Origin of the sequence: Vibrio sp. 10N.247.310.24, from assembly GCF_041467175.1 — a bacterium.
GTDB lineage: Bacteria > Pseudomonadota > Gammaproteobacteria > Enterobacterales > Vibrionaceae > Vibrio > Vibrio tasmaniensis_A.
Window position 1 is genome coordinate 1 of sequence record NZ_JBFSUD010000062.1, and the last position, 13,556, is coordinate 13,556.

At 44.4% G+C, this 13,556-nt stretch carries 9 protein-coding genes; 2 read left to right on the forward strand and 7 right to left on the reverse strand.

Going from position 1 to position 13,556, the window contains the following annotated elements:
- Positions 1–131 precede the first annotated feature (131 nt).
- Positions 132–3,518, reverse strand: a complete 3,387-nt coding sequence (locus AB6E08_RS17015; protein ID WP_372063498.1) for a helix-turn-helix domain-containing protein — start codon at positions 3,516–3,518, stop codon at positions 132–134.
- 246 nt (positions 3,519–3,764) lie between these two features.
- A complete protein-coding gene (znuA, locus tag AB6E08_RS17020; protein WP_009847313.1) occupies positions 3,765–4,649 on the reverse strand; it encodes a zinc ABC transporter substrate-binding protein ZnuA in 885 nt (294 codons plus the stop codon).
- A gap of 83 nt (positions 4,650–4,732) precedes the next feature.
- Here znuA and znuC point away from each other — a divergent pair, with 83 nt between their 5' ends.
- Both znuC and znuB read left to right on the forward strand, forming a co-directional pair.
- Positions 4,733–5,512 carry a zinc ABC transporter ATP-binding protein ZnuC gene (znuC, locus tag AB6E08_RS17025; RefSeq protein ID WP_012604527.1) on the forward strand — a complete coding sequence of 260 codons (780 nt, stop codon included), beginning with the start codon at positions 4,733–4,735 and terminating at the stop codon, positions 5,510–5,512.
- Complete coding sequence (gene znuB, locus AB6E08_RS17030; RefSeq protein WP_009847315.1) at positions 5,512–6,297, forward strand: zinc ABC transporter permease subunit ZnuB; 786 nt, start codon at positions 5,512–5,514, stop codon at positions 6,295–6,297. Before znuC ends, znuB begins: the two co-directional genes overlap by 1 nt.
- Positions 6,298–6,447: 150 nt before the next feature.
- Here the strand turns inward: znuB and sucD are convergent, their stop codons facing one another.
- The 5 genes from sucD to AB6E08_RS17055 all read right to left on the reverse strand — a co-directional run bounded on the left by sucD (position 6,448) and on the right by AB6E08_RS17055 (position 13,553).
- Positions 6,448–7,320 (reverse strand): succinate--CoA ligase subunit alpha, encoded by an 873-nt coding sequence (sucD, locus tag AB6E08_RS17035; protein WP_004734209.1) that lies wholly within the window; start codon positions 7,318–7,320, stop codon positions 6,448–6,450.
- On the reverse strand, positions 7,320–8,486 hold the full coding sequence (gene sucC, locus AB6E08_RS17040) for an ADP-forming succinate--CoA ligase subunit beta (protein ID WP_009847317.1): 1,167 nt from the start codon (positions 8,484–8,486) through the stop codon (positions 7,320–7,322). The genes sucD and sucC overlap by 1 nt, the downstream gene beginning before the upstream one ends.
- A gap of 206 nt (positions 8,487–8,692) precedes the next feature.
- A complete protein-coding gene (gene odhB / locus AB6E08_RS17045; protein WP_009847318.1) occupies positions 8,693–9,901 on the reverse strand; it encodes a 2-oxoglutarate dehydrogenase complex dihydrolipoyllysine-residue succinyltransferase in 1,209 nt (402 codons plus the stop codon).
- 21 nt (positions 9,902–9,922) lie between these two features.
- Entirely contained in the window at positions 9,923–12,742 is a 2,820-nt protein-coding gene (gene sucA, locus AB6E08_RS17050; protein ID WP_372063494.1) for a 2-oxoglutarate dehydrogenase E1 component, read from the reverse strand.
- A 97-nt stretch (positions 12,743–12,839) separates the two neighbouring features.
- Complete coding sequence (locus tag AB6E08_RS17055; RefSeq protein ID WP_372063492.1) at positions 12,840–13,553, reverse strand: succinate dehydrogenase iron-sulfur subunit; 714 nt, start codon at positions 13,551–13,553, stop codon at positions 12,840–12,842.
- Positions 13,554–13,556 lie beyond the last annotated feature (3 nt).

Consider the following 13,556-nt stretch of genomic DNA (forward strand, 5'->3'; position numbering starts at 1 on the left):
CTCGTATCTCGTATCTCGTATCTCGTATCTCGTATCTCGTATCTCGTATCTCGTAGAAGCATAAAAAAGCCCCAACACGAATGTCGAGGCTCAAAGTATCTTTATCTATGTTGTAACTGGACGTCCCTAGCTCACTGATCTTCGTTGTTTTCAGCAAACTTAGATGGCGACATACCAAAGTGATGTTTAAACCTTTGACTGAAATAGGAAGGGTCATTGAAACCAGAATCAAACGCGACGTCTGAAATCCTCTCTCCCGCAAGTAGCCGCTCGCACGCATGCTCCAAACGTACTTCATTCAAATGCTCTTTAAAGGTCTTGTTGTAAGCAGATTTAAAACGTCTCTGTAAGCTTCTCTCAGACATAAACAAATACTTAGCAGCAGTTGCAGTACTGAACTCGGCATCAGCGTAGTTTTCACTCACAAGCTGCGACACTCTGTTCTTCCACTCTTGTTCCGCTGTCAGTTTTTGCTGCTCTGGCGTTGAAGCGGCAAGCTTAATGGTTTCAATCTGTTCAATTGTGCTGGCTTCAAGATTATCGAGCACTTGGTACTCAATTGGCCACGAAAGCTGAACCTTATTTTGAGAGTCCGAGACAAAAGCATTCAGTTCACCACCGCTCTGGTTCATCAATAATGGCAACTTTTCGATGTTTAGGTCGGTCGACTTTCCAGTATTGTCATTAATGCTTGAAGTCAATTTTGGGAAAGGCATTCCATGGTCTCGAATCGTCACAACAAGGTGCTCTTTAACCTCTTCAACCAATACCACCATACTCTGTGACTTAAAATTTCTCTTAATGATGCTAGCGACTAGACTGTTGAAAATAATATCAAGATTAAAATACAGCAAGGATACATGTCGTTGTTTAGTTTCAACTTTAATATCCAGTTCAATACCGGCTTTGGCTAAATCGTCCTGCCAAGCTTTGAGTACAGCTTCTAAGATTAAAATTATATCGTAACAAACCTTTCCCTTCCCTTGTGGCGTGTTACTCAACTGAGCCAAGCCATTTTTCAATGTCAATATTGGCGACTTACCTTGTTCATCATTCCAATTTGGGATCATAGCTGCGATATGATTAACTTCAGAAGAGAGTTCATTAGCAGTATGTGTGACAAGAGCACTCTTAACTGACAACTGTTTTTTAAGCTGTTGATTAGTCGTTAGTAGTATTCGGCTTTGATGCCTCAGTTGATCTGTCTTTAATGCAACTTGCGCCTTTAAGTGCCTGTTGGCGAAAGTGACGTAACGCGATCGCCAAAAAACCAAAGCAGTCACTACACAGATAAGTAATACAAGAGAGCTTGCTGCTGCCCAATTACTCAGATACCAAGGTTCCGCAATAGAAAAGCTTTGGTTCGTTGACGTAAAGCGATAATGGGAGTCCTTAACGGGTTTCACTTCCAACGTATAGTCCCCAGGAAGAAGGTGATCGAGTGTTAGTAACCCCCCTTCAAACTCACTCCAAGGTTCATTGTCGCTTAGTCGATACTCCATTGCAGGTGTGTATGTCGCTGGTAAAATTCCAATCTTAAAACCGATTGATGAGCCATAAGGAATTTCATCTAAATCAGCGGTCTTGCCACCAAGTGATACTATCTGATGGTCGACACTTATCTTGCTCAGCAATGCACGGCTATGAGGTGTTGTTGATACCAATAGCTCATTAGCTAATGCACTCACCACGCCATATCTTGAGCCGAAGATAAGCCTAGTAGACTGGCTACCTTCGCTGTAAAACAGAGCACACGCACCTGCAGCCAATTCATTGGTGATCAAGCCAAATGGTGAGCCGATATGTTTATGCAGTTGCCCATCCAATCCGTAATAGCTAATACCTTTCGAAGAGCCTAACCACATCCCATTATCATCGCTAATTAAACATTTAGGACTAATATTTTCCTCAACAAGAGTGACCTCTTGAATAATAGAACTGTTATTAGGGATTCGATACACACCATAGCTACTCGCAAACCACTGGGATCCATCTTTCGCTTTTTCAATATCGACCACTTTGCCAAGCCGCTCGCTTGAACGACTAAAGCTAATTCTCTCATCAAGAAAAGAGTAGAATCCGTGATCAGTACCAACATAAATACGACCTTGCAAACCTATATTGAGAGCGGTGATCTTTGCTGGCAAAAATTTATCAACTAACCAGTCGGTGCCATAACTTGTCAACTTATTGGTTTCGATAGATAACGAATAAAGGTTTTGTCCCGAGGTCATCCAAAGCATGTTATCCGCTTCAAGTGCAAAGTTTTCAACGGGTACACCTTCAATCGCTCTTGGTAGATCGACCTTTTCAGCCTCTAACGTATCAGTGTTGAAACTAATAATACCTTCTGCAGTCGCCAACCAAATTGAAGAATCAAAGATCTCAAAGTCCTGTACCGGGTTAGAGTAAACACGAACGGGGTTATCTTCACTTTGAGAATCAACTAAATAGAGACCTCTGGAAGAAGCAACCCAAGACAGTTGATCGCGAACAAGTTGTACTTTGTTTATCACCACACTACTCGAGTGCATCCCCATTCCCGTTAATGGCGTTCTTGAGAATGTCCTGCTGAACAGTGAAAAGTATCGAATTCCATTATTGGTCGCGACCCACATTCCACCAGCATGGTCGTTGATTAACGAATATATCTTTTCACCCGGTAACGAAAAGTCTTGATTATCGGCTTGTTCAAATCGTGTAATTTTCCCCGTAATAAAGTTGTAGCTGATAAGACCATGCTCAGTCCCAATCCAGTATTGATCGGTTGTTTCAGCGAGAGAAAGAACATGCGAACCACGCACCCACCTTTCTTTCTCAGGATTTGCAAGATCTATGATCACTGCACCATTCAATGTGCCAATGACTAACTCACGTCTTGCCATAGAAAAATACAGCGTCTCTATATGATTTTTTTCTGATGCACCGATATGAGTAAATTCTTGGCTATCAGAAAGGTACACTCCGGAACTGGTCGCAAGCACCCATTTTGACAATACCCGCTCAGCATCGTTAATCGTAATATCGCTGCTATTGTTGTACCGATACAATTTTAGAAGCGAGTAAGTGCTAAATTCTAAAGATTGAGTATTGTACGTATAGAAATTACTGCCATCTGTAACCCAAATATAATCACCGGAAGCACCGATATTCGCGATCTCAGCCCCCGGGCTTAGACTAAATGCAAGTGCATTGCCGATTCCTGGGCTATGTCGGTACACCTCATTATCAAAGAAAGTCCAAAACTCATCGTTAAGAAACGCGACTTTCTCTGAAGAAAATTGCAAAAGGCTACCTTTTCGAGGGAATAGGGTTCTGCCATCATAAAAAAGTATTTTTCCATGCACATCATGAACCCAGAGTCCGCCACCTTCACCTAAGTACAGGTTTTTTGCCGCAAGGAAGTTCCCTTGTGCTTGAACGGGCAAAGGGTAGAAAACGGAGGGTGATGTATTTACCGCAAGAACGCTAAATGAAATGCTCATTAAGATGAATATTTTGAAAATAATTCGATACAACTTTTAATCCTGAACAGCAACAACACATGAAATATTGGTTCTCACAACGCTTGTTGCTGATTAACCAAAAAGTGAGTTTTTTTGTGCTTATTATTATCCTTCTATTTTAGCTGAAATTGACAAAGGAGAAAGGAGGTTTGATATTTGTTGGAAGGTTTTATCTTAGCGGTCACGAAAATGCCGCAAAAAGCGGCATGATTCATCAATTAACGAGAGCAAAGTGTCGTAAAGAATACTCAATATTGATTACATTCCACTCAAGCAACTTGTGTAACTATCTGTAAGCTGCTGAAGAAAATCAAAATAGCTTCCACTCTTCACTTCAACCTGCGAACCGACAGGATCAAGTTGTCCTTGTTTAGCGTTACTTCCACGAGTCACCGATTCAATCACCGCTGGTGTAAATTGAGGCTCTGAAAATACGCATTGAACATTTTCACGTACCAAAGTCTTCTTGATAGCAATCAGACTTTTTGCGCCAGGTTTACGCTCAGGGCTAACCGTAAAGTGACCTAGATTATTCAACTTAAATTCTTGTTCGAAGTAGCCATACGCGTCATGGAATACGTAGTAGCCTTTGTCTTTCACTGGCGCGAGTTGTTCATGAATCGCCTGCTGTTTCTCTTTCAAAGCAATCAAGAATGAATCTAGATTCTCTTGATACGCCATGGCGTTATCAGAGTCTGACTCAATTAGCTTAGCTGAGATATACTTTGCCGCGACCTCGACTTGATCGATACCCAACCAAAAATGCGGGTCATGACTACCATGGTTGTGCCCTTCATGAGCATCGTGGTCTTCATGTCCAAACTCTCTCAAGTTAATCCCCGGAATCTCACTGATCTTGATAACGTTTTCTTTAGAACCAATCACCTTGGTCAAAAAAGCTTCCAGGTCAGGGCCAAACCAGATCACCATATCGGCACTATGAACTTTTTTGACATCCGATGGCTTAAGCGCATAATCGTGCGGCGAAGCATTGCTGTTCATCAACACATCAGGTTCACTAACGCCCTGCGTTAATTCTGTCACAATCATTTGAATTGGTTTGAAGCTTGTTAGAATAGTATTGGCACTTGCAACACTTGGCGCTAAAAGCAAAGTAGCAAGTATAAAAGATGAACGTGACATAATTCCTCGTTAATAGAAAAGTAGCTTAGGCTTGCGGTAAATGTTACATTATAACATTAGCGAATTGCAAATGAGTTCTATTCATGGATAATTTAATCCAACTAGATTCTGTGAGCGTCGAATTTGACGGTCGAAAAGTTCTAGATAACATCTCTCTAAATTTAGAGCGCGGCAGAATCACCACCCTGATTGGGCCAAACGGTGCAGGAAAGTCGACATTAGTAAAAGTGGTATTAGGTTTACAGACCAAATTTTCAGGCACAATAACAAAAGCTAAAAAACTGAAAATTGGCTATGTACCACAAAAATTAAAGCTCAATGATTCACTACCGCTCAATGTAGAACGTTTTCTAAAGCTCACTGGTAAGTTCAGTCAGCAAGAGATCCTTGAAGCATTGAAGCTCGTTGGTGCTGAACATCTACAAAAGAGCAACATGCACCAACTATCTGGCGGTGAAAACCAACGTGTGCTAATTGCTCGTTCATTGCTAAGAAGACCCGATCTACTGGTTCTTGATGAACCCGCACAAGGTGTTGATGTACAAGGCCAAATAGACCTGTACGACCTGATCGATACCATTCGCCACCGTTTTGGTTGTGCCGTATTTATGGTTTCACACGATCTGCATTTAGTGATGGCAAAAACAGACGATGTTATCTGTTTGCATCACCATATCTGCTGTTCAGGCGCACCGGCAGACATCAAACACCACCCCTCTTATATCGCACTTTTTGGCACCGCGACCCAAGAGACCTTAGCCTTTTATCACCACCAACACGAACATCACCATCATGATCTCGCAGGACAGCCTGTCGAAGGCGACGTGCATGAATGTTCAAACCATAAACACGGACACCACTAATGCTTGAGTTTCTTCTTCCCTCTATTTTAGCTGGCTTGGGCATTGCTCTAATCGCGGGGCCACTAGGTTCATTCGTGGTGTGGCGCAAGATGGCTTACTTTGGTGACACGCTTGCTCACGCTTCTTTGATGGGCTTAGCACTTGGCTTTCTGTTCAACATTAACTTGTATTTCGCGCTGCTGATTTGTTGTTTGATGCTAGCTGTGTTGCTAGTGACTTTACAAAAACAAAAGCTGGTCGCGACCGATACCCTACTCGGTATTTTGGCGCACAGCGCTCTGTCTTTGGGTCTTGTCGCCGTGAGTTTCTTAGATAACGTTCGCGTTGACCTAATGAGCTACCTATTTGGTGACTTGCTTGCAGTGTCTCCGACAGATTTGGTATTCATCTATGCGGGTGCTGCCGTGATTGGAGTGGTACTTGCTATCTTTTGGCGACCACTATTGTCGACGACCGTTAACGAAGATCTCGCAGCGGTTGATGGCATCAACATTGATTTAATGCGTCTTATTTTGATGCTATTGGTTGGGATCGTGATTGCGGTAGGTATGAAGTTTGTTGGTGCGTTAATCATGACCTCACTACTTATCATTCCGGCAGCAACGGCAAGAAAATTCGCCAATACACCCGAACAAATGGCATTCCTTGCATCGGTAATTGGTTCTATCGCTGTGTTCGGAGGATTGAGCTTGTCTTGGTTCTATGACACACCGGCCGGCCCTTCTGTTGTTATCAGTGCTGCGGCAATGTTTATGTTATCTCAAATGGTTAGAAGCCGAGCTTAGCACTTATCAGTACGATCTCGTATCTCGTATCTCGTATCTCGTATCTCGTATCTCGTATCATTGAAAACATACAAAAAAGGCTTGGTCAGTGACCAAGCCTTTTTAATATCGTTCAGTTAACTTCTATCTCATTAGATAAAATCCAGCTGATTACCAACCCGTGATTTCACGTAGGCCTTTACCGATGTCAGCAAGAGACTTAACAGTCTTAACGCCTGCTGCTTCCAGTGCTGCGAATTTATCTTCAGCAGTACCTTTACCACCAGAGATGATTGCGCCTGCGTGGCCCATACGTTTACCCGGAGGAGCCGTAACACCAGCGATGTAAGATACAACTGGCTTAGTTACGTTTGCTTTGATGAACTCAGCCGCTTCTTCTTCCGCAGTACCACCGATCTCACCAATCATTACGATTGCTTCAGTCTCTGGGTCTTCTTGGAAAAGTTTTAGGATATCAATGAAGTTTGAACCTGGAATAGGGTCACCACCGATACCAACACATGTAGACTGACCAAAGCCTTCATCTGTTGTTTGTTTAACTGCTTCGTACGTCAGAGTTCCTGAACGAGATACGATACCTACTTTACCCTTCTTGTGGATATGGCCAGGCATGATACCAATCTTACACTCGTCTGGAGTGATAAGACCTGGACAGTTAGGACCGATCATGCGAACGCCAGTTTCTTCTAGCTTCACTTTAACGTCGATCATGTCTGTAGTAGGGATACCTTCAGTGATCGTTACGATCAGTTCGATACCTGCATCAATCGCTTCTAGGATTGCATCTTTACAGAAAGGTGCTGGTACGTAGATAACTGTTGCTGTTGCGCCAGTCACTTCTACTGCTTCACGTACTGTGTTGAATACTGGAAGGCCTAGGTGAGTTTGACCACCTTTACCAGGTGAAACACCACCAACCATTTGCGTACCGTATGCGATAGCTTGGTCTGAGTGGAATGTACCTTGACCGCCAGTGAAACCCTGACAGATTACTTTAGTGTCTTTGTTAATTAATACAGACATTATTTAGCCTCCGCAGCAGCAACAACTTTCTGAGCAGCATCTGTTAGAGATACAGCAGCAATGATATCAACATCAGAATTAGCAAGTACTTCACGACCTAGGTCTGCGTTTGTACCTTCTAGACGAACAACTACAGGAACTGTTACGCCAACTTCTTTAACTGCACCAATAATACCTTCAGCGATCATGTCACAACGAACGATGCCACCGAAAATGTTTACGAGTACTGCTTTAACATTGTCATCAGAAAGGATGATCTTGAATGCTTCAGCTACACGCTCTTTTGTCGCGCCGCCGCCTACATCAAGGAAGTTTGCTGGCTTGCCGCCGTGTAGGTTTACGATATCCATCGTACCCATCGCAAGGCCTGCACCGTTAACCATACAGCCAACGTTGCCATCAAGTGCTACGTAGTTCAGTTCCCACTGAGCTGCGTGCGCTTCACGCTCGTCTTCTTGTGAAGGATCGTGCATTTCACGAAGCTTTGGCTGACGGTACATTGCGTTTGAGTCAATGTTGATCTTGCCGTCTAGACAAAGCAGGTTGCCTTCGCCAGTGATTACAAGCGGGTTGATTTCTAGTAGAGCTAGGTCGTACTGAGAGAACATTTGGCCAAGACCCATGAAGATCTTAACGAACTGTTTAATTTGATCGCCAACTAGACCAAGTTTGAACGCAAGTTCACGGCCTTGGTAAGCTTGAGGGCCCACTAGAGGATCGATCGCTGATTGGTGAATCAACTCTGGAGTTTCTTCAGCGATTTTCTCAATGTCCACGCCGCCTTCAGTTGACGCCATGAATACAATTTTGCGCGTTGCACGGTCAACAACAGCACCTAGGTAAAGTTCGTTAGCAATGTTCGATGCTTCTTCAACTAGGATCTTTGTTACAGGTTGACCATTAGCGTCTGTTTGGTAAGTCACTAGGTTTTTACCTAGCCACTTTTGTGCAAACTCTTTAACGCCTTCTTTGGTGTCATGTAGCTCTACGCCGCCCGCTTTACCGCGACCACCAGCGTGTACTTGACACTTAACGACTTTCTTGGCTGTACTGATACGACCTGCAGCTTCGAAAGCTTCTTGTGCTGTATCACATGCGAAACCTTCTGGTACAGGCAAACCGAATTCTGCAAACAGCTGTTTGGCTTGGTATTCATGCAAATTCATTTTGATATTCCGTTTATTTTCCCTTAAGGGATTATTATTTCCATAACGACACAGTTTCCTGTGGTACGTCTGTAGGGTCTTCTCAAATCAACTGCTGTCCATTTTCTAATGGCTTTACAGTTCAATTGAAGGCCAGACGTTGAGCAGCCTAGCCTTTGAAACTTTTTACGTCTAGCTAACCGGGTTAACTAGACGTTTTAGAGATACTAAACGTCTAATAGCAGACGTGCAGGATCTTCTAGGAGCTCTTTGATGGTCACTAGGAATCCAACTGATTCTCGGCCGTCGATTAGACGGTGATCGTAAGAAAGCGCTAGGTACATCATTGGTAAGATCTCAACCTTACCATCAACAGCCATTGGACGATCTTGGATTTTGTGCATACCCAAAATTGCCGCTTGAGGCGGGTTGATGATTGGCGTAGACATTAGAGAGCCAAATACACCACCGTTCGTGATAGTAAAGTTACCGCCCATCAACTCATCAACAGTTAGCTTGCCGTCACGGCCTTTGATTGCTAGCTCTTTGATGCCTTTTTCAATGTCAGCGAAACCTAGTGTGTCACAGTCTTTCAGTACTGGAGTTACTAGACCACGTGGCGTTGATACTGCCATGCTGATGTCGAAGTAGTTGTGGTAAACGATATCTGTACCATCGATAGAAGCGTTGACTTCTGGGAAACGCTTCAGTGCTTCTGTTACTGCTTTCACGTAGAAAGACATGAAACCAAGACGCGTATCGTGACGCTTCTCGAATTGGTCTTTGTACTGCTTACGAAGATCCATGATTGGCTTCATGTTCACTTCGTTGAAAGTAGTCAGCATCGCTGTGCTGTTCTTCGCTTCTAGAAGACGGTTTGCAACTGTCTTACGTAGGCGAGTCATAGGCACGCGTTTTTGGCTACGAGCCGCTGCTGGCGCTTCAACTGCTGGTGCAGATGCTGCTGCCGGAGCCGCTTTCGCTGCTGCTAGGTGTGCATCGATGTCTTCACGAGTAATACGACCACCAACACCAGTGCCTTTAACGTCAGCTGGTTGTAGGTTGTGTTCAGCAAGAAGACGACGAACAGCAGGGCTTAGTGCGTCGTTGCTTTCTTCTGTCAGTGCCGCTTTGTGGCGTTTATCAGGAGAAGCTTCTGTATCTTCAGTCGTGTCTTTCGTTGGTTCACCAGCGACAGCACCAGGCTTAATTTTAGCCAGAAGCTGCTTAGAAAGTACCGTAGCACCCTCTTCTTCGATGATAGCTTCCAGAACACCCGCTTCAGGAGCCGGTACTTCTAGAACTACTTTATCTGTTTCGATGTCTACAATGACTTCATCACGTGCAACGGCTTCGCCTGGTTTTTTGTGCCAAGTCGCTACTGTTGCATCAGCCACAGATTCAGGTAAATCTGGAACCAGAATTTCAATTGTCATGTGCGTATTTTCCTTTTACTTCTAGTTCTTAAGTAGGGTCAAAGCGTCGTCAACTAACGCCTTTTGTTGTTTCAAGTGTACCGACATATAGCCAACAGCTGGTGACGCTGATGCAGGACGACCTGCGTATTGAATATCAGCACCCACTGGGATAGCAGCTCGGAAATTATGTTGGCTACTGTACCAAGCACCTTGGTTTTGTGGCTCTTCTTGACACCAAACGTAATCGACTACATTTGTGTATTGTGCGATGGCAGCTCTCACGTCCTCATAAGGGAACGGGTAAAGTTGCTCAATACGTACAATAGCGACATCGTCTTGCTCGTTCTTACGTCTTTGGTCAAGCAGGTCAAAGTAAACCTTACCTGAACAGAACACGACGCGTTTTACGTTCTCAGGAGACAGATCATCAATTTCTGCGATAGCTGGTTGGAACGTGCCTTCTGCCAAATCTTCAAGAGAAGATGTACACAGAGGGTGACGAAGCAATGACTTAGGTGACATTACGATCAGTGGACGACGCATTGGTCGAACAACCTGACGGCGAATCATGTGGTAAACCTGAGCTGGCGTTGAAGGAACAACAACCTGCATGTTTTGTTCAGCACATAACTGAAGGTAACGCTCTAGACGCGCAGAAGAGTGCTCCGGGCCTTGGCCTTCATAACCGTGAGGAAGCAACATAGTTAGACCACATAGACGTGCCCACTTTTGCTCACCTGATGAAATGAATTGGTCGATAACAACTTGTGCACCGTTTGCGAAATCACCAAATTGTGCTTCCCAAAGGGTGAGACCGCTTGGCTCTGCTGTCGCATAACCATACTCAAATGCGAGTACCGCTTCTTCAGATAACACAGAGTCAAACACTTGGAATGGCCCTTGTTTATCATGAATGTTCGCAAGAGGAACATACGTGCTTGCATCTGATTGATTGTGCAGTACTGAGTGACGGTGGAAGAACGTACCACGACCTGAATCTTGGCCAGAGATACGAATACGCTTACCGTCGTCAACAAGTGTTGCGTAAGCCAGAGTTTCAGCCATCCCCCAATCGACTTGTTTCTCACCATTCACCATGGCAGTTCGATCGTTGTACAGTTTATTTACTCGGCTTTGCAGCTTGTGGCTGTCTGGGTATTGGCAAAGTTTAGTACCAAGCTCTTTCAGGCGCTCGATATCAATCTTATTGTCCCACTCGATGTTCCAGTCGTGACCTAGGTAAGGAGACCAGTCCACAGAGTGAAGTGCCATTGGGCGCCACTCTTTAACCACAACTTCACCGTGATCAAGTGCATCACGATATTCGTTAACCAGTTGAGTTGCCGTATCAATACCAAACTCTCCACGCTCCATTAGCACGTCAGCGTAAAGCTTACGTGGTGTTGGATGCTTCTTGATTTTTTGGTACATCAAAGGCTGTGTTGCATTCGGCTCATCGGCTTCGTTGTGACCGTGGCGACGGTAACAAACCAAATCAATAACAACATCACGCTTGAAGGTATTACGGTAATCCAATGCAAGACGCGCTACGAACGCAACCGCTTCTGGATCATCAGAATTAACGTGGAAAATCGGAGCCTGAACCATCTTCGCGATATCTGTACAGTACATCGTAGAACGTGTATCGCGAGGGTTAGACGTCGTAAAACCAACTTGGTTGTTTACAACGATACGAACCGTACCACCGACACAGAAACCACGCGCTTGAGACATGTTAAACGTCTCTTGCACTACACCCTGACCAGCGATAGCTGAATCACCGTGGATAGTAATTGGAAGTACACGGCTGCCGTCTTTATCGTCTAGACGATCTTGTCGAGCACGTACTGAACCGATAACTACCGGGTTTACGATTTCTAAGTGAGATGGGTTAAATGCAAGTGCTAAGTGAACGTTGCCGCCTGGGGTTGCGAAATCCGCAGAGAAACCTTGGTGATATTTCACATCACCAGTACCCCATGAATCATCGCTGTGCTTGCCCGCAAATTCGTCAAACAGGTCTTGTGGCTTTTTACCAAGCACATTGACCAGCATGTTTAGACGACCACGGTGAGCCATACCAACAACAACTTCACGCATGCCTTGTCCACCGGCATGACGAATGATTTCTTTCGTCATTGGGATAAGAGCATCACCACCTTCCAAAGAGAAGCGTTTTGCACCAGGGAATTTCACACCAAGATAGCGCTCAAGACCTTCAGCAGCCGTTAGCTCTTCTAGGAAAGCTTGCTTTTCTTCTTTATTGAAAGACGGTTGACCAGATACAGACTCTAAACGTTGTTGGATCCAACGCTTTTGTTCTGTATTAGTCATGTGCATGTATTCAGCACCAATAGAACCACAATACGTTTGCTTTAGAGATTTGTAGAGATCTTTAAGCACCATCGTCTCTTGGCCAATGGCGTAAGAGCCGACGTTAAACGTCTCGTTGAGGTCTTCTTCGGTAAGAGTGTGGAAAGAAGGGTCCAGTTCAGCGACTGTATCTCTTTCCCATAAACCTAGGGGGTCTAGATTTGCTGATTGATGCCCTCGGAATCGATAGGCATTAATAAGTTGCAGAACCTTTACTTGTTTCGCATCGACATCTGGATCACTAACTTGGACACTGTAATGCTTTGTTTCTTGAGCGAGTCGACGGAAGTATTCACGAACACGAGAGTGTGGTTGTTCCACCGCTTCTGAAGCTTGCACAGGCAGTTCTTCAAAAACGCTTCTCCATTCGTCACTTACCGAATCGGGGTCACTAAGATACAGTTCATAGAGTTCTTCTACGTACGTTGCATTGGCGCCAGCCAAGTGTGAAGACTCGAGCCATGCCTTCATCACGCCGTTGTGCATATTTTCCCTTAACCAGTAGTTTTCACGTTTGCTGCGGTCTATGCCGAGCTATTAAAAGGCCGCCCCAAAACTTCTAGGGCGGCAATTTTTATATAACTTAAACCGAACGATTCACTAGCATGGTCTTAATGTGACCAATCGCTTTCGTCGGATTTAATCCCTTAGGACAAACACTTACACAATTCATTATGCCATGGCAACGAAAAACGCTAAATGCATCATCAAGATCGGACAGACGTTCGTCTGTCGCCGTATCTCGGCTATCTATTAGCCAACGGTATGCTGCAAGTAGGCCAGCTGGTCCGATGAACTTATCTGGATTCCACCAGAATGATGGGCATGAAGTCGTACAACATGCACACATAATACATTCATACAAACCATCTAAATAAGCACGCTCATCAGGGCTTTGTAGGTTTTCACGAGCCGGTGGCACATTGCCATCAGACACTAAGAACGGCTTAACTTTTTCGTAGTTATCGTAGAACTGAGTCATGTCTACGATTAAGTCACGCACAACAGGCAAACCTGGAAGTGGGCGAATTACGATCTTATCTTGGCCAGAAAGTGCAGACAGTGGCGTGATACACGCCAATCCATTTTTACCATTCATGTTCAAACCATCAGAACCACATACACCTTCACGGCATGAGCGACGGAATGAAATCGTTGGATCTTGCTCTTTCAAAAGAATAAGCGCGTCCAAAAGCATCATGTCAGAACCTTCTTCCACCTCTAGGGTGTACTCTTTCATGTAAGGTTTCTGGTCCACATCTGGGTTGTAACGGTATAAAGAGAAATTCAGTTTCATGGT

Excerpts from the sequence above, each read along its gene's own strand:
- znuA (WP_009847313.1), bottom strand. The coding sequence starts at position 4,649 with ATGTCACGTTCATCTTTTATACTTGCTACTTTGCTTTTAGCGCCAAGT.
- znuC (WP_012604527.1), top strand. The coding sequence starts at position 4,733 with ATGGATAATTTAATCCAACTAGATTCTGTGAGCGTCGAATTTGACGGT.
- sucD (WP_004734209.1), bottom strand. The coding sequence starts at position 7,320 with ATGTCTGTATTAATTAACAAAGACACTAAAGTAATCTGTCAGGGTTTC.
- AB6E08_RS17055 (WP_372063492.1), bottom strand. The coding sequence starts at position 13,553 with ATGAAACTGAATTTCTCTTTATACCGTTACAACCCAGATGTGGACCAG.
- znuB (WP_009847315.1), top strand. The coding sequence starts at position 5,512 with ATGCTTGAGTTTCTTCTTCCCTCTATTTTAGCTGGCTTGGGCATTGCT.
- sucA (WP_372063494.1), bottom strand. The coding sequence starts at position 12,742 with ATGCACAACGGCGTGATGAAGGCATGGCTCGAGTCTTCACACTTGGCT.
- odhB (WP_009847318.1), bottom strand. The coding sequence starts at position 9,901 with ATGACAATTGAAATTCTGGTTCCAGATTTACCTGAATCTGTGGCTGAT.
- sucC (WP_009847317.1), bottom strand. The coding sequence starts at position 8,486 with ATGAATTTGCATGAATACCAAGCCAAACAGCTGTTTGCAGAATTCGGT.